The 20,345-nt window shown below is 51.3% G+C and carries 19 protein-coding genes; 15 read left to right on the top strand and 4 right to left on the bottom strand.

From position 1 onward, the window contains the following. The first annotated feature begins 129 nt into the window (after window positions 1-129). Window positions 130-834 (top strand): GntR family transcriptional regulator, encoded by a 705-nt coding sequence (locus tag DDT52_RS11380; RefSeq protein ID WP_168709763.1) that lies wholly within the window; start codon window positions 130-132, stop codon window positions 832-834. A 25-nt stretch (window positions 835-859) separates the two neighbouring features. Here DDT52_RS11380 and DDT52_RS11375 read toward each other — a convergent pair whose 3' ends face one another. Both DDT52_RS11375 and DDT52_RS11370 read right to left on the bottom strand, forming a co-directional pair. After that, entirely contained in the window at window positions 860-2,464 is a 1,605-nt protein-coding gene (locus DDT52_RS11375) for an ABC transporter substrate-binding protein (RefSeq protein WP_136156451.1), read from the bottom strand. Between the two features lie 287 nt (window positions 2,465-2,751). Then, a complete protein-coding gene (locus DDT52_RS11370; RefSeq protein WP_136156450.1) occupies window positions 2,752-3,108 on the bottom strand; it encodes a YceK/YidQ family lipoprotein in 357 nt (118 codons plus the stop codon). Between the two features lie 277 nt (window positions 3,109-3,385). Here DDT52_RS11370 and ibpA point away from each other — a divergent pair, with 277 nt between their 5' ends. From ibpA to dcuR, 6 genes are all read left to right on the top strand, one after another. Next, the gene (gene ibpA, locus DDT52_RS11365; protein WP_136156449.1) at window positions 3,386-3,799 is read left to right on the top strand and encodes a small heat shock chaperone IbpA; all 414 of its coding nucleotides are present in this window, start codon (window positions 3,386-3,388) and stop codon (window positions 3,797-3,799) included. 144 nt (window positions 3,800-3,943) lie between these two features. Further along, entirely contained in the window at window positions 3,944-4,399 is a 456-nt protein-coding gene (ibpB, locus tag DDT52_RS11360) for a small heat shock chaperone IbpB (protein WP_136156448.1), read from the top strand. A 250-nt stretch (window positions 4,400-4,649) separates the two neighbouring features. Then, window positions 4,650-6,308, top strand: a complete 1,659-nt coding sequence (locus DDT52_RS11355; RefSeq protein WP_136156447.1) for a putative transporter — start codon at window positions 4,650-4,652, stop codon at window positions 6,306-6,308. Between the two features lie 591 nt (window positions 6,309-6,899). Beyond that, window positions 6,900-8,312, top strand: coding sequence for a DASS family sodium-coupled anion symporter (locus DDT52_RS11350; RefSeq protein ID WP_136156446.1), 1,413 nt, complete (start codon window positions 6,900-6,902; stop codon window positions 8,310-8,312). Between the two features lie 152 nt (window positions 8,313-8,464). Beyond that, window positions 8,465-10,078 carry a sensor histidine kinase gene (locus DDT52_RS11345; protein WP_136156445.1) on the top strand — a complete coding sequence of 538 codons (1,614 nt, stop codon included), beginning with the start codon at window positions 8,465-8,467 and terminating at the stop codon, window positions 10,076-10,078. Next, window positions 10,071-10,793, top strand: coding sequence for a two-component system response regulator DcuR (dcuR, locus tag DDT52_RS11340; protein WP_109054402.1), 723 nt, complete (start codon window positions 10,071-10,073; stop codon window positions 10,791-10,793). The genes DDT52_RS11345 and dcuR overlap by 8 nt, the downstream gene beginning before the upstream one ends. 104 nt (window positions 10,794-10,897) lie before the next feature. Here dcuR and fsa read toward each other — a convergent pair whose 3' ends face one another. Continuing rightward, window positions 10,898-11,560: a fructose-6-phosphate aldolase gene (fsa, locus tag DDT52_RS11335; protein WP_136156444.1), complete on the bottom strand. Its 663-nt coding sequence runs from the start codon at window positions 11,558-11,560 to the stop codon at window positions 10,898-10,900. Window positions 11,561-11,755: 195 nt separating this feature from the next. Between fsa and srlA the strand changes: the two genes are divergently transcribed. From srlA to DDT52_RS11300, 7 genes are all read left to right on the top strand, one after another. Beyond that, window positions 11,756-12,304: a PTS glucitol/sorbitol transporter subunit IIC gene (gene srlA / locus DDT52_RS11330; RefSeq protein WP_109054400.1), complete on the top strand. Its 549-nt coding sequence runs from the start codon at window positions 11,756-11,758 to the stop codon at window positions 12,302-12,304. A 14-nt stretch (window positions 12,305-12,318) separates the two neighbouring features. Continuing rightward, window positions 12,319-13,305, top strand: a complete 987-nt coding sequence (gene srlE, locus DDT52_RS11325) for a PTS glucitol/sorbitol transporter subunit IIB (protein ID WP_136156443.1) — start codon at window positions 12,319-12,321, stop codon at window positions 13,303-13,305. A 23-nt stretch (window positions 13,306-13,328) separates the two neighbouring features. Next, complete coding sequence (gene srlB / locus DDT52_RS11320) at window positions 13,329-13,691, top strand: PTS glucitol/sorbitol transporter subunit IIA (protein ID WP_136156442.1); 363 nt, start codon at window positions 13,329-13,331, stop codon at window positions 13,689-13,691. Between the two features lie 21 nt (window positions 13,692-13,712). After that, on the top strand, window positions 13,713-14,492 hold the full coding sequence (gene srlD, locus DDT52_RS11315) for a sorbitol-6-phosphate dehydrogenase (protein ID WP_136156441.1): 780 nt from the start codon (window positions 13,713-13,715) through the stop codon (window positions 14,490-14,492). A gap of 55 nt (window positions 14,493-14,547) precedes the next feature. Continuing rightward, the gene (gene gutM, locus DDT52_RS11310) at window positions 14,548-14,913 is read left to right on the top strand and encodes a transcriptional regulator GutM (RefSeq protein WP_136156440.1); all 366 of its coding nucleotides are present in this window, start codon (window positions 14,548-14,550) and stop codon (window positions 14,911-14,913) included. Window positions 14,914-15,014: 101 nt separating this feature from the next. Further along, window positions 15,015-15,788 (top strand): glucitol operon DNA-binding transcriptional repressor SrlR, encoded by a 774-nt coding sequence (gene srlR, locus DDT52_RS11305; RefSeq protein ID WP_136156557.1) that lies wholly within the window; start codon window positions 15,015-15,017, stop codon window positions 15,786-15,788. 4 nt (window positions 15,789-15,792) lie between these two features. Continuing rightward, window positions 15,793-15,915, top strand: a complete 123-nt coding sequence (locus tag DDT52_RS11300; RefSeq protein WP_425591549.1) for a CBS domain-containing protein — start codon at window positions 15,793-15,795, stop codon at window positions 15,913-15,915. A gap of 119 nt (window positions 15,916-16,034) precedes the next feature. Here the strand turns inward: DDT52_RS11300 and DDT52_RS11295 are convergent, their stop codons facing one another. Continuing rightward, the gene (locus tag DDT52_RS11295; protein ID WP_136156439.1) at window positions 16,035-17,384 is read right to left on the bottom strand and encodes a 2-hydroxycarboxylate transporter family protein; all 1,350 of its coding nucleotides are present in this window, start codon (window positions 17,382-17,384) and stop codon (window positions 16,035-16,037) included. Window positions 17,385-18,539: 1,155 nt separating this feature from the next. Here DDT52_RS11295 and dppA point away from each other — a divergent pair. Continuing rightward, complete coding sequence (dppA, locus tag DDT52_RS11290) at window positions 18,540-20,147, top strand: dipeptide ABC transporter periplasmic-binding protein DppA (protein WP_136156438.1); 1,608 nt, start codon at window positions 18,540-18,542, stop codon at window positions 20,145-20,147. Window positions 20,148-20,345: the final 198 nt, after the last annotated feature.

Below are 20,345 nucleotides of genomic sequence, written 5' to 3'. Positions count from 1 at the left end.
AACAAATATATATTTTATATTGTATAAACTTTATCAGCTATCCATTCCCATTTATTGCATATGCCGTGTGGGATTTTCTGCGGTGAATATCCGTCAGGAATCGGGGATGCTGGCGGCATTGAGGGCGCTATGGCACAGATGAATGATTCAGAACAGGATGGCGTGGTTACGCTTCCCGCGGTAACCGTAGATCGTCGGCCGCTTACCGATCAGGTGGCGGATTATGTGCGCGATTTAATTATTCAGGACATCCTGAAGCCCGGCGATCCCATTAATGTACAGTCGATTTGTGAAACCCTGCAAATCTCCCAGACGCCGCTGCGCGAAGCGCTGAAAATGCTGGCGGCCCAGCGTCTGGTGGATATGAAGCCAAACAAACGGGTGGTTGTGGCATCGCTGGATGCGCGTGAAGTGGAAGATATGCTGGTGGTCTATACCGAAATGGAGAAGCTGGCGGGGAGGCTGGCGGCCCGGCATGCGACGCCAGCCGATATCAAGGTGTTGCAGCAGCATGAAAACGCGTTGATGGCGGCGTTCAACGCGGGCGAGTCACTGCGCTATTTTCATGCCAATCAGGCATTTCATCTGGCGCTGGTACGTGCCTCGCACAATGAGACGCTGATCGAGGTGCATGCCAACCTGAATGCCCGTCTTTACCGTATCCGTTTTAAAGGTAACCAGCTTAACGATCGCCGTGGCGACTGGAAAGTGGTGGCGGAAGAGCACGCGGAAATTCTGCGCGCCATCGTCGAGCAGGATGGCGAACGCGGTGCGGCACTGCTTTCGCAACACCTGAACGGCGCGCGTTTTTCGCTGCGCGAGCAGGCGGAGTAATAGCCTCCGCCTGTCAACAAACACCTTAGCGTTTAGGCTCCACCCACACGCCCGACAAATTCCCTTCCACGCCATCGGCGGTGAGCGAGTGATCGTGTACGCGCGGGTTGTAGATGGTGATGAACAGCGGCGATATCAGGTTGATATCCGGGGCGTCGTGCATCACGATTTTCTGGAATGCGTTAAATTGCTCGATACGTTTTGCGGGATCGTTTTCCGTCTGTGCGGCTTCCAGCAAGCGATCGACTTCCGGATTGACGTAGTGGGAAGCATTGGAGAATGGCAGTCCGATGCGGAAATTCTTCGACCAGTAAAGACGCTGTACGCCGACTGTCGGATCGTACAGATTGGCGAACATGCCAACGGCCAGTGAAAAATCGCGATCGGTATAGACGCGTTTGGTGTGGGTGGAAATATCGGATGAGCGCAGGGTTATCGCCACCCCGATTTTTGCCAATGACGAGCGGGTAAAGTCAGCAATACGGCGAAACGCGTCGTCATAGGTGTTGTAGTCGAGGGTGATAGGAAAACGGACGCCATCGGCGCCGCGCGGATAACCCGCTTCATCAAGCAGACGGTTGGCGGCATCGATATCAAACGGATAAGGCGACGGCGATGGGTCGTGGAAGGTTTTCAACCCGGGAGCGATAGGCGATGCGGTGACGACGCCTTGCCCAAAATAGGCGATTCGCAGCAGCGCATCACGATCGATCGCGTGTGAAAACGCCTGACGTACTCTGAGATCCTTAAAGTATTGATTGTCCAGATTGAATTGCAGTGACGCCACGCTGTAAGAGTAGTTGTTCCCCTTGGTTTCAAAGCCCAGTTTCCCCTCTTTTTTCAGCCGCGCGATATCACTCAGGGCGACCGGAGTCCGGTAGGCGATATCCGCTTCACCGGTTTCCAGCGCCAGCGACCGTACAACGGCATCCGGCGAGAATTTCACAATCAGCTGATCGATATAGGGTTTCGGGTTATCCCAATAGTCCGGGTTACGCTTATACACAATGTGACTGCCGCGCACCCATTCGCTGAATACGTACGGGCCGGTGCCAATCGGCGCGTTGTTGTTGGCGCTTTTCAACGGATCCGTGCCGGCAACGTCGTAAATATGTTTGGGAATTATCGGCGTTTCGCCCGCGGCAAATGCGCGAAGTAAATACGGAGCGGGATGGGAAAGTTCAAACACGGCGGTTAACGGGTCGGGCGTTTTGATATCCGTCACGTTGGCAAAAGTGCTGCTGGCGCGCGGATGCACTTTCTTCAGCAATTGAATGGAGTAAGCGACGTCCGCCGAGGTGAAGTCCTGTCCGTCATGCCATTTCACGCCTTTACGCAAATGAAACGTATACGTTTTGCCGTCCGGGCTGATTTCCCAGGACGTCGCTAACTGCGGCAGCGGGTTGAGATCGTAGTCGTATGTCAGCAAACCTTCGCTGACTTTGCCGCTGACGGCAATGGCCGGCTGCGCCACCGTTGCCAAAGAAACCAGTGAAGAGGGTTCGCTGGAGAGTATTAACGTCAGCGTGCCGCCGTGCTGCGGCGTAGCGGCCAGAGCCTGCGCCGCCGTCAGACTTAGAACCAGTAATGTATATCGTCCCCAGCGGGACAGTTGGGTGAACCATGACATAAAACCCCCTGATGAATTCTGTTCTGCCCGCCATCTTTCCGGATTTGCTGCACTTTGAAAGTGGTTGGGCGCTATTGGTATTGGCTTGTGCTTGTGAACAGAATTCAACCTAACAAATATATATTTTATATTGTATAAACTTTATGGGATAACGATTCTCAGAAACTGCAAATGCGCGCAGGCCTTGCTGTGCGGGCAGATTGAACGTGGATAGCGGGAAAAATCGCTGTCGTTACGACGGCGTGATGAGCACAAGATCGGCCCGCATAAAGGGGTAAACCGCGGGCTTAAAGCGGATGATGGGCCGGTACGGTCTGCGGATCGGTCGGTTGATTCTCTTGCTCGCGGTGTAAAACGCGTTCGCGCATCGACGTGTCATTACTCCCCAGCCGGTAATAGTCATAGGGTAGCAACAGCGTATCGGCGACGGCGGAAAACGGCAAATCAAGCACCACCAGCGGCATCATCGCCCAACTGGTATCGTCATCGCGCAGGATATTCATACTGGCGCGCGTACCGGGGTAATATCCCTGGTCTCCCCCCGTGTGCGTCATCACGCTGGAACAGCCGCTAAGCGACGCAATACCGCTGCCGGTGATGATGAAAGAGAAGAAAGCACTTTTCAGCATGGTCTTTTTTCGCATGGTAATCGTATCGTCCATCCGGGGATAGGCAGTTGTTATGCGACGGTACCTTGTCTGTCGCATTATTGAGTGTATGTGATAACACTCGATTTATGGGTGAATTTTGCATGAAAAGCACGAATTTTTCTTTTCATGCCATTGAAAGTCTGAGAGGGGTCACCATATTGATGATAAGCCTGATGAAAAGGATATGCCGTAAGGGTATCTGTTCAGGCCGTGCCTGTCCTGATGGAAGGTTGATTGTTAATCCTCGCTGAATATTTTAGGAGGCTGTTTTATGCGTAACCCTGATTTTTCTCCGCTTTACCGTTCCGCTATCGGTTTTGATCGCCTGTTTAATCTGCTGGAAAGCGGTCAGGCCCAAAGTAATGGCGGCTATCCCCCGTACAACGTCGAGTTGGTTGACGAAAACCAATACCGTATCGCCATTGCTGTCGCCGGTTTTGCCGAACAGGAACTGGATATTACCGCGCATGACAACCTGTTGATGGTGAAAGGTGCGCATGCTGGTGAACAAACGGCCCGCAACTACCTGTATCAAGGCATTGCCGAGCGCAATTTTGAACGCAAGTTCCAGTTGGCAGAGCATATCCAGGTGAAAGGCGCCAATTTGCAAAACGGTCTGCTGTATATCGATCTGGAACGTATCGTGCCGGAAACGATGAAGCCGCGTCGGATTGAAATCAAATAACCGGCGTTGACCTGCCGTCGGTGGCGGCGGCATGGCAGTAAAACAAATGAATAAACCTGTTTCGTCCGCCGAATGGGGGCGAACCCGGCCGCGCTTCGCCGCGACCGGGAGAGATTGTCTCGCTTCATAGAAGGAGTAAATATTATGCGTAACTATGATTTATCACCGCTGCTGCGTCAGTGGATTGGTTTCGACAAACTAGCCAGTTCGATGGGCGGTCAGGAACCGATTGAGTTCCCTCCGTATAACATTGAGAAAAAAGACGATAACCATTATCGCATCACACTGGCTTTAGCGGGATTCCAGCAAAGCGAACTGGATATTGAGGTAGAAGGCCCGCGCCTGACGGTGAAAGGTAGCCCGACGCCGGCAGAGAAAAAAGTGGAATACCTGCATCAGGGGCTGGTGTTGAAGCCATTCTCTCTGAGTTTTACTCTGGCGGAGCATCTGCATGTCTCCGACGCACATTTTGAACACGGCCTGTTGCACATTGATCTGGTGCGTGAAGTACCGGAAGCGCTGCAACCGCAGCGGATTGCGATTGGCGGCAGCCGGCCGGCGTTAACCCAGTCAGCCGAAGAGAGTGAATCTAACGGATAAGCCGACGGCGTTCATGATCCCGGTTTTGTTTGTTGTGCCCGCGACTTAGCTAAGCCGCGGGCATTTTTTATGGCCCGCCGTCCCCAATGCGAGGTCAAAAAACGCTCCCGGCGTTTTTTTGTGCTGCCCGCCACGTTTCCCCCCGAACCGTTCTGCCAGAATCAATGGCAGTAAAAGCCCAGACTCAGACGAGTTGTCGGCTTTTGTTTTTTTCTCAAGAGGATAAGTCCGCACAAAAAGGATACAGGGTATGAGTGATATCGCGCTTACCGTTAGTATGCTGGCGCTGGTAGCTGTTCTGGGCTTATGGATCGGTAACTGGCGGATTTACGGTGTAGGTTTAGGGATTGGCGGGGTCTTGTTCGGAGGGATCATCGTCGGGCATTTTGCCCAGAGCTATCAGTTCACGCTGAATAGCGACATGCTGCATTTTATTCAGGAGTTCGGCTTAATTCTGTTTGTGTATTCCATTGGGATTCAGGTCGGTCCGGGTTTTTTCTCTTCTTTGCGTGTTTCTGGTTTGCGTCTCAACGGTTTTGCCATTCTGACGGTATTTCTCGGCTGTCTGGTAACCGTCGGGATTCATAAAATTTTCAATGTTCCTCTCCCCATTATTCTCGGGATTTTCTCGGGTGCCGTGACGAATACGCCTTCGCTCGGCGCGGGCCAGCAAATCCTGACCGATCTCGGCTCCAGCAGCGCGATGGTAAATCAAATGGGAATGGGCTATGCCATGGCTTACCCGCTGGGTATCTGCGGCATCCTGCTGGTGATATGGCTGTTGCGGGTTCTGTTTCGCGTAGCGATCGATGCGGAGGCAAAACAGTTTGAAAACCACAGCGGGCAGCATCATGAACAGCTGCTTACGATGAACGTGTCGGTAACGAACGCCAATTTACAGGGACTGGCGATTCAGAATGTCCCCATTTTGAACAATGACACGATCGTTTGCTCTCGCCTGAAGCGTGGCGATGAACTGATGGTGCCTTCTCCGGCGACGGTGATTCAACAGGGCGATTATTTGCATCTGGTCGGGACGAAAAACGATCTGGAACAGGCGCGATTGGTGATCGGTCAGGAAGTGGATACATCGCTATCGACCCGTGGTACCGATTTGCATGTTGAGCGGGTGGTCGTGACCAACGAAAAGGTGCTGGGGCGCCGGATTCGTGAGTTAAACCTGAAGCAAAACTACGATGTGGTCATTTCCCGTCTGAACCGTGCCGGCGTCGAACTGGTCGCCGGTCACAATGCCAGTCTGCAATTCGGGGATATTCTGAATCTGGTTGGACGAAAATCCGCCATTGATGCCGTGGCGGATATCGTGGGAAACGCGCAGCAGAAACTTCAGCAGGTACAAATGTTGCCGGTATTCATCGGGATTGGTCTGGGCGTTTTGTTAGGATCGATTCCGCTGTTTATTCCGGGGTTTCCTGTCGCTTTAAGGTTGGGGCTGGCGGGAGGGCCGCTGGTGGTTGCGCTGATCCTTGGGCGAATTGGCGGCATTGGTAAGCTGTATTGGTTTATGCCCCCCAGCGCCAACCTCGCGCTGCGTGAACTGGGCATTGTGCTGTTTCTGTCGGTGGTCGGGCTGAAATCCGGCGGTGATTTTATTGACACTCTGTTGTATGGCGATGGGCTGTGGTGGATCGGCTACGGTGCGCTGATTACCATTATTCCGCTGCTGATTGTCGGCGTGTTGGCGCGAACGGTGGGCAAAATGAATTATCTGACGCTGTGCGGGATGTTGGCCGGCTCAATGACGGATCCGCCGGCGCTGGCGTTTGCCAATGGATTGCATTCCAGCAGTGGCGCCGCGGCGCTTTCCTATGCCACGGTCTATCCGCTGGCGATGTTTTTACGCATTATGTCGCCCCAGCTACTGGCCGTTCTGTTCTGGGCGATGTAGCGCACACGGCGGGAAAGCCATTTGCTTGAAAAGCGTGCTGAAATGTTATCGTCAGGATAAAAAATAAAACCAATTAAGGAGGGGAGAATTCCTCTCCTTAATTATTTTTATTTAATGGGAATATTGTGTTTAAAATAAATAAATTTGTATAAATGGTTGGCGGTAAAAAGGAATATAAAGACCTTTCAAATAATGTGGTTTTTATATTGGGTTTATAAGGTGGATTCAAGTTAATTTTATGTTCTTTAATTGTCAATTATTATTGAATTTAAAGGTTTTTTATTTTCCCCATTATCCTAAAAAAGAATTGCTAAATAAACTAATAATCACATTTAGTAATTAAAGTAATGCTATTTTCAGATCGCTTTATAATATTATCTTTTCATTAGTTATTCGATTTGATGGGACGAGAAAAGCCCCCTGACCTGTTATTTTCTCGTCCTTTTTTTTCCACAGATGTTTCCTGTTGTGCTCGTTAATATCGCATTAACCTGCTGGATGATGAAGGAAGAATAAAAGAAACGCCAACGCTTCCGCACGGGACATCCGTCGTGAATTAGAGAATTCGTTTTAATGAAGAGTGGTGTTCTTATGTCTGCAAATAGTAGCAGGTTGCTAAAGCTCCTGATCATACTTTGTATTGCCGGTGGGTTATGGTTACTCCCGGTTCCTGAAGGGGTTAAACCCGACGCCTGGCATTTAATGGCGATTTTTATTGCCACGGTTGTCGGTCTGATTCTCTCGCCTTACCCGCTCGGCGCCATGGCAATGTTCAGCCTGACGTCTGTCGCAATCCTCGGTCTGTTATCCATTAAAGATGTTTTGGCGGGATTCAGCGATCCGACCATCTGGATGATCGCCTGCGCGTTCTTTATTTCCCGCGGATTTATCAAGACCGGTTTTGGCCGCCGTATCGGTCTGCTGTTTATCAGCAAACTGGGTAACAGCTCACTGGGCCTGGCCTATGGATTGGTATTCACCGATTTACTGTTTGCGCCCGCCATGCCTTCCACCTCCGCACGCTGTGGCGGGATTATCACGCCGCTGTTCCGCTCCATTTCCGAAGCGTATGATTCAACGCCGGAAAAAGGCACGCAGCGTCGTATCGGCGCTTTCCTGGTGCAGTCCATTTTCCAGTGTAACGCCGTAACGTCAGCGATGTTCATGACCTCCATGGCGGGCAACCCGATGGTTGCCAAGCTGGCGTCTCAGTTCGGTATTCATATCAGTTGGACCGATTGGGCATTGGCCACGTTGTTGCCTGGTTTCCTGTCGCTGGCGCTGATTCCTTATCTGATCTACCGCTTCTATCCGCCGGAACTGAAAAAAACCTCAGAAATGCGCGCCATTGCTGTCGAAAGGCTGCGTGAAATGGGGGCGATGAGCCGCGATGAATGGGTCGTATTAGGCGTCTTCGTGGGTCTGGTGACGTTCTGGGTGCTGGGTTCTACGTTGAACATTGATGCCACCCTGACGGCGCTGGCGGGGCTGAGTGTGCTGCTGCTCAGCCGTGCCCTGACCTGGGATGACGTGGTCGGTGAAAAAGAAGCGTGGCACACCGTTGTCTGGTTCGCCGTGCTGATGACGCTGGCGGGACAGCTTAACAAAATGGGGTTGATTGCCTGGATGGGAGGGCTGGCAGGTAGTGCGGTAAGCGGTATGCACTGGTTGCCGATGCTCGGCCTGCTGCTGCTGGTTTACTACTACAGCCACTATCTGATGGCGAGTGCGATTGCCCACATCAGTGCGATGTATGCGATTTTTGTTTCGATTGCGCTGGCGGCAGGTGCGCCACCGATGCTGACCGTGCTGGTTTTCGGTATCTTCAGTAACCTGTTTATGTCCACGACCCACTATTCCAGTGGACCGGCGCCGATTCTGTTTGGCTGTGGTTACGTGCCGTTGAGCACCTGGTGGAAGATTGGTTTCTTTGTCAGCCTGGTCATCATTCCAATCTGGTTGGGTGTGGGCGGCATGTGGTGGAAACTGCTTGGTTTCTGGTAAGGCCAGATAACGCCCTTGTCTTCAGCTTTATTCTAGTTCCTTTCTAATATAACGCGCTCAACCACCCGTGGTTGGCGCGTTTATCCCAATACGCGAAAAGTGGCGAAACAGTATAAGATAACGGTGTCATGATGGTTATTCTGGAGAGCGACATGAGCAAGAAAAAAGCACCGTTGAAGTTAGGGACGTCGGTGTTTCTAATGGTTTCTGTTGTGATTGGCGCAGTATTGTTGATGGTGTACTCCTTATTGTTTTTTCGCATCAATCAATTATCAGAAGATCATCTGCGGGAAAAAGCCTTCTCGATTGCCCGTACCTTTGCTGCTTCCCCTGCGGTTATTAATGACCTGAAGGGCTTTGGAAATCCGGATGACGTTCAACGGGCGGCGGAAATGGTCCGTCAGCGTAATCAGTTGCTCTTCGTTACCGTCACCGATATGGATACCATTCGCCACAGTCATCCGGAACCGGAAAGGATTGGTGAATATTTTGCCGGTCGCGACATTTATCCCTCGCTGCTGGGGGTGGAAAACACCTCGATTAACCGTGGCACGCTTGATCCGGCATTGAGGGTGTTTACGCCGGTGTTTGACTACGATCATCGGCAGGTCGGCGTGGTTGCGCTCGGCATTGCGTTGACCAGTGTGCAAAAAGTTATCAGTGATAACCGTTGGATGATCCCGTGGGCAATCCTTGCCGGGGCGCTGGTCGGCTGGTTGGGAACCTTGATTCTGGTGAAGGTGCTCAAACGGATTATGCTGGGTTTTGAACCGTTCGAAATATCCAATCTGTTTGAACAGCGTAATGCCATGTTGAAACATATCAAGGAAGGTGTGATCGCGGTTGATCAACAGGCGCGTATTACCGTGATTAACGATGAGGCCAGGCGGCTATTCCGTCAGGATAATCCGTTGCTGAATAAGTCTACGGAGCGCGTCAGCGAGCAATGGCTGGAGCACTTACACCTGAAGCAGGTTTTGGAAAGCGGCACTCCCCGTCGTGATGAGGAAATCAACTTTAACGGACACCTGTTGCTGACCAATACCGTGCCGGTGTTTGTGAAGGGCGATATTATCGGGGCAATCGCGACGTTTCGTGATAAAACGGAGATCAGTCAGCTACTACAGCGTTTGACCGGGATGTCCTACTATGCGGACGCCCTGCGGGCGCAGTCGCATGAGTTTATGAATAAGCTGCATGTGATATTGGGGATGCTGCATTTAAAATATTATTCTCAGCTGGAGAATTATATTTTGAAAACCGCCAATAACTATCAGGCGGAAATTGGCTCCATTATTCGTAAAGTAAAATCGCCGGTGATCGCCGGTTTCTTGTTGGGTAAAATTAACCGCGCCCGCGATCTTGGCATTACGTTATCCATTAGCGAAGAAAGTCTGTTGCCGGACACGGATAATGTCGATGCAACCAATGAATTGATTACGGTGCTGGGTAACCTGATTGAGAACGCCATGGACGCCATAAACGGCCAGGAAAATTGCGAAATCAGCGTCAGTTTCCATCATCAGGATGGACGTTTACATGTTACGGTTGGTGATGACGGCCCCGGCATTGCGCTGGCGGATCAGGAACGTATTTATGAGCAAGGTTTTTCCACTAAAGGCAGTGGACGCGGTATTGGCCTGTATCTGACCAAACAGAGTCTGGAAAAGATCGGCGGCCACATCGATTTTGAGTCGGAACCTGAGGTATATACCCAGTTTTTCGTTAATATCCCTTATCAAGCAAGGCTGTTTGACCATGATTAATGTACTGATTGTTGATGACGATGCCATGGTTGCAGAGCTAAATAAATCTTATCTGAATCAGGTTTCCGGATTTAGCTGTTATGCGACAGTGCCCACATTGCAACAGGCAAGAAATTTACTGATGCAACCGAATTCCGAAATCGACCTGGTGTTGCTGGATATCTATATGCAGCAGGATAACGGGCTGGATTTGTTGCCAACCATCCGTGAATTCAGTGAGAAGACGGATGTGATTATTATTTCTTCCGCCAGTGACGTCCATACCATCAAAAAAGCGCTGCACTACGGTGTGGTGGATTACCTGATCAAGCCTTTCCAGTTCTCCCGTTTTGAACAGGCATTAACGGCCTACCGTGAAGAAGCGAATTTACTGAAACACCGTGATTTCGTGGCGCAGTCTGATATCGATAACCTGATTCGCCGTACCAACAGCAATTCGGCCAGTGAGCGTAAGAAACTGCCGAAAGGACTGACCAGCTTAACGTTGCGCACCGTGTGTGAGTGGATTGAAGGGAATCAGGGGGCTGAATTTTCAACGGAAATGCTGGCCAATGCTATCGGCATTTCCCGCGTCTCGTGCCGTAAGTATCTGATCTATCTGGCTGAGACCGGTATTCTTGCCACCAATATTCTGTATGGTTCAACGGGCCGTCCGGTGTATCTCTATCGCTTGTTGCCGGAAAAGCAGGATGCGTTGCGGCAGTATTGCGAATAGAGCAGGCATTCCCGCCGTATACGCGATGCGTTTGTACGCGGAATAACGCGTACAAACGCATCGCCACGATTTCTCTTTTATCTTGAAAGAAAATGTTCTTCACTTTATAGCGTCAAGCTGCCAAACGCTTTCTTCCAGTCGTTATCGAATTTTCCTATTGCCGCCAGTACCGCGGGCGTATTGATAAACTGTTCCGCCACGTCGACAGGCAGCGTAATGGCCCGGCATCCTGCCAGCATGCAGTCCAGCGCCTGACGCGGCGTTTTAAAACTGGCCGCCAGTACCGTGGCGTGCGGCGCGTGCAGCGTCAGCAATTGTTGAAGTTCGCTCACGGTCTGTATCCCGTTGCCTCCCTGCGCGTCGATGCGATTGACATACGGCGCCACATATTCTGCGCCTGCCAGTGCGGAAAACAGCCCTTGCGCCGCGCCGTAGACGGCGGTTCCCAGCGTGGGGATGCCCTCGCTGTGCAAGATCTTTATCGCCGCCAGACCTTCCGCGGTGGCTGGGACTTTGACGATCAGGTCGGCAATGCACCGCCTCAGTTCAAACGCTTCCTTGACCATCTCCTTTGCGTTTCCCGCCAGAACCTGGGCAAAAAGACGTCCTTTCCCCGCCAGCGCCTGATGCAGTTCCGGTAATCGCTGGCGGATGGGAACACCTGCGGCGGCGATAATACTGGGATTTGTGGTTACACCTGCCAGCGGCAGCGTGCGTGCTAATCGGGTGACGGCGTCGATATCCGCGGTATCAAGATAGATCTGCATGACTTCTTTCCTCTCCTCATTTGTTATCTTTCATATTAACCTATCATTTAGGTTTCATTTTGAAATAAATAACTTTCAAAGTGTGATCAATTTAAAATTAAAAAAAGAATTTTGATTATACTTTATTAGCATCTTAACGGGGGCGGCGCGATCGCCTGCCGTTGAGCACACACCAGAGGAAACAGGAGAGCGAGAATGATAGAGGTCATCACCCACGGGGCTGAGTGGTTTATCGGCCTGTTCCAGAAAGGTGGCGAAGTTTTTGTCGGTATGGTCACCGGCATACTGCCTTTACTGATAAGTCTGTTAGTCGTTATGAACGCCTTAATTGTATTTGTCGGTCAGGAGCGCATAGAGCGGTTGGCACAGCGCTGTGCCGGCAATCCCTTATCCCGGTATCTGATCTTGCCGGTGATCGGCACCTTCGTGTTCTGCAACCCGATGACGTTGAGCCTGGGGCGTTTTATGCCGGAGAAATATAAGCCCAGCTATTATGCCGCCGCGTCCTATAGCTGCCATTCGATGAACGGTCTGTTTCCCCATATCAATCCGGGTGAACTGTTTGTCTACCTCGGCATCGCCAACGGGCTGACAACGCTGGGGCTGCCGCTGGCGCCGTTGGCCGTGAGCTATTTGCTGGTTGGCATGCTGACCAACTTTTTCCGCGGCTGGATCACCGATCTGACCACGTCCATCTTTGAACGCAAAATGTCCATCCAGCTTGACCGCCAGGTCCGGCTTTAAGCGGAGACTCTTATATGAACAACGTCCGTATTGAAAAAGGCGAAAGCGGTTGGGGTGGCCCGTTACTGATTGAGGCCGTGCCAGGGAAGAAGATTGTGTATATAACGGCGGGAACGCGGCCGGCGATTGTCGATCGCCTGAGTGAACTGACCGGTTGGCCGGCGGTGGATGGCTTTAAAGACGGCGAACCGCCGGAAGAGGAAATCGGCGTAGCCGTGATTGACTGTGGCGGCACGCTGCGCTGCGGGATCTATCCCAAGCGCCGCATTCCGACGGTGAATATCCACTCTACCGGGAAGTCCGGCCCGCTGGCGCAGTTCATCACCGAGGATATTTATGTCTCTGGCGTACGCGAAAAGCATATTCAACTGGTGGACGCGTCGAGTGACGGGATTACGGCGCCTAAAGCCGCTCCAACCGCTGGCGGAATTGAGCGAGAGTACGACAGTAGTAGAAAAATTACCGAACAGAGCGATGGGTTGCTGGCCAAAATCGGCATGGGTATGGGGTCGGTGGTGGCGGTGTTTTTCCAGGCCGGCCGGGAAACCATCGACACGGTACTGAAAACCATCCTGCCGTTTATGGCGTTCGTCTCAGCGCTGATCGGCATCATCATGGCGTCCGGGCTGGGCGACCTGATTGCCCACGGCCTGACGCCGCTGGCGAACAGTCCGATCGGTCTGGTGACGCTGGCGTTGATCTGTTCGTTCCCGCTGCTTTCTCCTTTTCTCGGCCCCGGAGCGGTTATCGCACAGGTTATCGGCGTGCTGGTCGGCGTGCAGATCGGTCAGGGGAGCATTCCGCCGCATCTGGCGCTGCCGGCGCTGTTCGCGATTAACGCGCAGGCGGCGTGCGATTTCATTCCCGTCGGCCTGTCGCTGGCAGAAGCCAAACAGGACACCGTACGCGTGGGCGTGCCTTCGGTTCTGGTGGGGCGCTTCCTGACCGGCGCTCCTACCGTGCTGCTTGCCTGGGCGGTATCCGGCTTTATTTATCAGTAAATTCATTCGGTTGAGGAGTACGCATGAATACGATTTTTCAGACGGTTTTTACCCGGGTCGGCGATAACGCGCGCGAGTCGCTGATTGAAAACATGATGATTACCTTTCGCGAAGGTGCGCCGGCGGATATCGAAGCTTTCTGCTTTATCCACCGGCACGGCGAGATGAATGGCGAAGTGAGCGCCGGGAGTACGCTGAGACTGGCTGACGCCGAGTATCCAATCACCGCGGTAGGCAACGTGGCGACGCAGAACCTGCGCGAGCTGGGACATATCACTATCCGGTTTGACGGCGCCGCCCAGGCGGAATTCCCGGGCACCATTCACGTGGAGGGCGCGACGCCAAAAGATATTCCGGTAGGCAGTACGTTAACGATTTTGGCTTAAATTTCAGTTAGGAGTAGATATATGAAACAGGTTGCGGTCGTCATCGGTGGGGGACAGACTCTCGGTGCGTTCCTGTGTATGGGATTGGCTGAGGCGGGGTATCGCGTGGCAGTGGCCGATTTGAACACGCGACACGCCGATGAGGTGGCGGAGGAGATTAATGCGCGTTACGGCGCCGGCAGCGCCTGGGGTTTTGGCGCGGATGCAACGGATGAAGCGCAGGTCAGGCAACTGGCGCAGGAAGTGGACTCGCATTTCGGTCAGGTTAATCTGCTGGTTTACAGCGCGGGCGTGGCGAAAGCGGCGCCGCTTACCCAGTTTCAACTTAATGATTTCGACCTGTCGTTGCAGGTCAACCTGGTCGGCTATTTCCTGTGCGCGCGTGAGTTCGCGAGTCTGATGATCCGCGACGGCATTGCCGGGCGTATCATCCAGATTAACTCCAAGTCCGGAAAAGTGGGCAGCAAACACAACTCCGGCTACAGCGCGGCCAAGTTCGGCGGCGTCGGGCTGACGCAGTCTATGGCGTTGGATCTGGCTGAGTACGGTATCACCGTGCACTCTTTGATGTTGGGTAATCTGTTGAAATCGCCGATGTTCCAGTCGCTACTTCCGCAGTATGCCAAAAAACTGGGTATCCGGCCGGAAGAGGTGGAAAAATACTACATCGACAAGGTACCGCTGAGGCGGGGGTGTGACTATCAGGATGTGCTGAACACGCTGCTGTATTATGCCAGCGATAAGGCGTCGTATTGTACCGGTCAGTCGATCAATATCACCGGCGGACAGGTGATGTTCTGAACAAACAGACTTCTCTGGGCCGGAATGCCGGAGGACGATCGTAACGGGAGGAGAAATGAGTCCGGCATCGGTTTTGATTACGTGCGCCATCGGCGCCTGGGTGTTGCAGATTGCTTTGGGGTGGTGGCAACTGCGTCGTTTTAATCAGGCGTTTGACGCGCTATGCAGCAATGGCGTGACGGTGGGGATTGGGCGCTCGACGGGCAGATTTAAGGCCAGGGTCGTGATGGCGCTGGCTTTTGACGAACAGGAGCGAGTGTGTGACGGGTTTATCATGCGCGGTTTCACGGTGTTCGCCCGACCTCAGCCGATGCCGACGCTGATCGGCCTGAAGAGAACGCAACTGACGCCAAATGTGATCTTCCCGAAAGAGCTGGCATGTCAAACGGCGCTTTCATTAGCGATTAAACCGAAATCATGATATTTTCATTTTAAAAGAAACTTCCTTTCATTCTTTGTTTTTATGCTGTTGTCGGTTTGTAAAGGAAGCGGTGAAAATAGCATATCGGGATAAATATCGTGATGAAACCTAAGCAGCGGCAGGCTGCCATTCTTGAGTATCTGCAAACTCACAGTAAAGCCTCGGTGGAAGCGTTGGTTAGCCGTTTTAATACTACCGGAACCACAATCCGGAAGGATTTAACGGTTCTGGAAGAGGAAGGCGCGGTTATCCGCACCTATGGCGGCGTGATGCTGAGCCGTGAGGAAGGCGATCAGCCAATCGATCGCAAAACCCACATCAACACGGCCAAAAAGAAGCAGATTGCCCGCGTTGCGGCAACCTTGATTAACGATGGCGACTCGCTGATCTTCGATGGAGGCAGCACGGTGCTGCAAATGGTGCCGTGGCTGGCGCAGTTCAACAACATTACGGTAATGACTAACAGCCTGAGTATTGTGAATGAGTTGGTTGAGCTGAATAACGACCAGACCATTCTGATGCCAGGCGGGACCTATCGTAAAAATTCCGCCACTTTTCACGGCAGCCTGGCAGAGGCCGCCTTCTCGTATTTCAGTTTTGACAAGTTATTTATCGGCGCAGATGGCGTTGATATGAACGCCGGCGTGACCACGTTCAATGAGTTACATGCGGTTAGCCAGGCGATGTGCCGCGCCGCCAAGCAGCGGGTTTTGCTGGTAGACTCGTCCAAGTTTGGCCGTAAAAGTCCGAATGTGGTCTGTTCGCTGGAAGATGTGGATATCCTGATTACCGACAGCGATATCAGTCCGGATTATCTGCGCGCATTACGAGAAAAGGGGATTAATGTGATGCTGGTGGATAACGGCGATGAATGAACGTTTGCTGGCTTTCGCGCGGGTTCTGCATCAGCAACATATTTCCGCCGCGCCGGTGGTGGACAGCGAAGGCCGTCTGGTGGGGGCGATTAATCTGCACGATCTGCATCTGGCGGGAATGGGCTAAGCGATCCGCCGGAAATGGCGTTCGGCCATATTACGAGAAAGCAGATCGCCACGGAGAGAGAAAGTAAAATGCCAGTCGTCAACGTGACCGACTGGCATTGGCTGTCGCGTCAGACGCTATTACATCAACCACCCCAGCAGCAGTGTCGCGCCAATCACCGTTGATGCTCCACCGATACGGGTGGCGATCTGTGCAAACGGCATCAGCGACATACGGTTGGATGCTGACAGAATCGCCACGTCACCAGTTCCGCCCAGTCCGCTGTGGCAGGTCGTTACGATGGATGCTTCAATTGGATACATATTCAGGCGTGGCGCGATCAGGAAGCTGACCAGGGCCATAGACAATACCACCGAACCACAAACGATCACGTAGCCGACTGAGAACACGGAAACCACGCTTTCCAACGGGATGTACAGCATACCGAGGCCGATCATCAGCGGCCACACCAGCGAGCTGGAAACAAATTTGTAAACGCTGTGCGCGCCGGTTTCCATGATGGCGGGAATAACGCGGCCATATTTGCAGAATACGGCAATCAGAATCATCAGTACTGGTCCTGGAATATGAACCACATGTTCAAGCAGCCCGCCGATGATAAAGAAGGCGCAGATCATCAGCAGCCCGCCGCCCATCAAATGGAAATCCACCGGTTTGGGCGCTTCGTTGGTGACGAACAACGCGTTGTCCTCATCGCTGCGCACCAGACGGCCTTCACCGGTCAGATCTTTACGGCGCATTCCCAGACGAGACAGAATCCCTGCGCACAGAATAGCGAAGATATTACCGACAACGGCAGCCGGGGCGAGCTGTGCGACATAGACATCCGGGCTTTGACCCAGGATCGCCGAATAGGCTAATGACAGAGGCAGAATGCCTTCACCGATGCCACCGCCGATAATCGGGACGATGATGAAGAAGAAGGTGTGGTATACGCTGTAGCCGCACAGTTTGCCAACCAGCAAGCCGGTAACCAAGGCGGTTATGGTACCGATCACCAGCGGAACGAACATACGAATCATGCCCTGGATCAGGATTTTGCGGTTCATACCAAGAATACTGCCGACCACCAGACAGGCAATGACGAAGTAAAGGAAATTCGCCTCTTTCATCAGCAGGTGCACGGTCTTCATGGTGTTTTCATTGAAGAGATCAAAATACACCATAACGGACGGCACCATCAGGCAAAGAATTGCCGGACCGCCAATATCTTTAAATACCGGAATATTATGTCCGATGTGCGCCAGTAAAAAACCCATCGTCATGATAATGGCGAAACCGCCAATCATATTTTTAGGCAGGAAGCCCTCGTAGGCGGCGATAGTAACAATAGCCGCAATGGCAAAAAAAAGAAGGACAGGGACAGAGCCTATTTTCTTTTTGAAAAGAATATCCATGAATGAAGTGGAGATCGATGAATCTATGGCGATATTGTTATCACATAGAATATCAGTTTCGGTTTTTTTCATTGTGTTCACCCTGCTATGACAGTAGGTACAGGAAAACCTGTGCATTATTTTCTAAAAGTAAGAAATTACATTTTTTTGTTCTTTATCAATAAATAATAAAAAACTAAAAATGATAGTGGGTTATTTCAGTGCGTATTTTTATTAGTCGGTAATCTAGCATGGGGGAATGTTAAAAATAATATGTTATTTCATGATTTGTGAAGTTATCAGCAACTCCATTTTAAATAACTTATATTCTTTTTTCGTAATTAAATTAATTTTCAGATAACGATAGTGAAGAATTTTGGCGGGGAAAGTACAAACAGGAATGAGTTAAAAATACCATTTTTTGAGAATAAGTAAATACGCAAATTGATTATTGGTGATAATAATTTCATAACTAAAAATTTAATTTGTTTTTAGTGTGAATTAGCTGAATAAGTGCATATGAATTTTTCATGTAATACTTCGGATACTCATGTCATGCGACACCGACTCTCTATCGATGCCAAACCCGTCTCTGTGGCCGTCCCGGCTTGAGCAAACGGTGTGCTTCCACATCTTCGCTCCACCACCTGATCCTGTCTTGGATCGGAAGCCGCACCGATTCTCTATAACCTGTCATAAAGTTTTTTTATGAAGCGTAGATAGTTATATTTCTGCTTATAATGAACCAAATCAATATCAGTTTTTCTTATTAGAAGGCAGGGTTTTCACCTGTCATTAACCTTTTTAACAAAAAATAGTGCTCATATCTTGGACATACAAGTAGGTTTTACTATAGTTTTTTTAATGGTGATAATTTCTTTTTATATGCAGATTAATGGTTTTTTACCCTGATTTACTGGATTAAACCGAGATATAAGTAGTGATTTTATTCCAAAAGCTGAATTTTATTTTTAGAAATGATAAGGATGAGGATTGTAAATCCCTACTGCTTATATTGACGTCTCTTTGATCTGTTGACAAATTGAGGACGTCACTTAAAGGGGAAGCTGCGGATTGTATGAAAAATACGACGTACAGGCGTTCGTGAGTTTTGTGCACGCTGTGGCAAGCTCGTCTCCTCAATCATTTTGATTTGTGCCTTCGGGCAACAGGGTACGGACCGGGGCATTTAAAAATACAGGTCTGGCCGAATGAACACACAACATAACCCACATTGGAGCACAAGTAATGGCAAATTCCCTGGCTAAATCAAGGGTACTGAAACTCGGCCTGGGTCTGCTGGCAATGTCTGTCGCGGCAGGTCTACAGGCAAAAACGCTCGTTTATTGTTCAGAAGGCTCTCCGGAAGGATTCAACCCTCAGCTGTTTACCTCTGGCACCACGTTTGATGCCAGTTCCATTCCTATCTATAACCGTCTGATTGAATTTAAAGACGGCACCACCGATATCGAACCGGGTCTGGCAGAGAAATGGGATGTCAGCGACGATGGGAAAACGTACACTTTCCATCTGCGTAAGGGCGTGAAGTGGCAGGAAAATAAAGATTTTAAACCTTCCCGCGAGTTCAATGCCGACGACGTGATTTTCTCCTTTATGCGTCAGCAGGATGCCAACCACCCATACCATAAAGTTTCTGGCGGCAGCTATGAATACTATCAGGGAATGGGGATGCCGGAACTGATCGGTAAAATTGAAAAAGTGGATGATTATACCGTTCGCTTTGAGCTGACTCGTCCTGAAGCGCCGTTCCTGGCGGATCTGGCGATGGATTTTGCTTCCATCATGTCGTCTGAATATGGCGATAATATGCTGAAAGCGGGTACGCCGGAAAAAATCGACCTGAACCCGATCGGTACGGGTCCGTTCCAACTGCAACAGTATCAGAAAGATTCCCGTATTCTGTACAGCGCTTTTGACGGTTTCTGGGGAAGCAAACCGGGTATTGACCGTCTGGTCTTCTCCATCACCCCGGATGCTTCCGTGCGTTACGCCAAACTGCAAAAAAACGAATGCCAGGTGATGCCGTATCCGAACCCGGCCGATCTGGCGCGCATGAAAGAAGACAAGAACATTACGTTACTGGAAAAACCGGGTCTGAACGTCGGCTATCTGGCCTACAACGTTGAGAAAAAACCGCTGGATAACGTGAAAGTTCGTCAGGCGCTGAGCTATGCGGTCAACAAATCCGCCATCATCGAAGCGGTTTATCAGGGCGCGGGGCAAGCGGCGAAGAACCTGATTCCGCCGACCATGTGGGGCTATAACGACGACGTTACAGACTACGCTTACGATCCGGAAAAAGCCAAAGCCCTGCTGAAAGAAGCGGGCGTGCCGGACGGTTTCTCCATCGACCTGTGGGCGATGCCGGTACAGCGTCCTTACAACCCCAATGCCCGTCGTATGGCTGAAATGATCCAGTCTGACTGGGCGAAAGTGGGTGTCCAGGCCAAAATCGTGACCTACGAATGGGGCGAATATCTCAAGCGTGCCAAAGACGGCGAGCACCAGACCGTATTGATGGGCTGGACTGGCGACAACGGGGATCCGGATAACTTCTTCGCCACGCTGTTTAGCTGTGATGCCGCCAAGCAGGGTTCCAACTATTCCAAGTGGTGCTATAAGCCGTTTGAAGATCTGATTCAGCCTGCTCGTGCTGTCTCCGATCATGAAAAACGTATTGAGCTGTACAAACAGGCTCAGGTTGTGATGCACGATCAGGCGCCGGCGCTGATTGTCGCGCACTCCACGGTGTACGAACCGATACGTAAAAACGTCAAAGGCTATGTGGTTCAGCCACGCGGTGTGCACAGTTTCAACAACGTCACACTGGATTAATTCAGCCACTGATTTTTCATGGGTATTGAAAACCCCGACCTTGCGGTTGCTCGTTAGAGGAACCGTGGAGGCGGGGTTTCTTGCCCGTTAAATATTATGACGGGCTTGCTGCCCGTCACCCTGCGGGCCGTCGTACACGACGTTAAAAATCGCTCCTGGCGATTTTTTATGGCGGACTTCCCTGCCCGCCACCCTTAC

This window comes from Brenneria roseae subsp. roseae (assembly GCF_003115845.1).
GTDB lineage: Bacteria > Pseudomonadota > Gammaproteobacteria > Enterobacterales > Enterobacteriaceae > Brenneria > Brenneria roseae.
The sequence above is the reverse complement of the archived record's forward strand: the minus strand, read 5'-3'. Positions and strand labels throughout refer to the sequence as shown.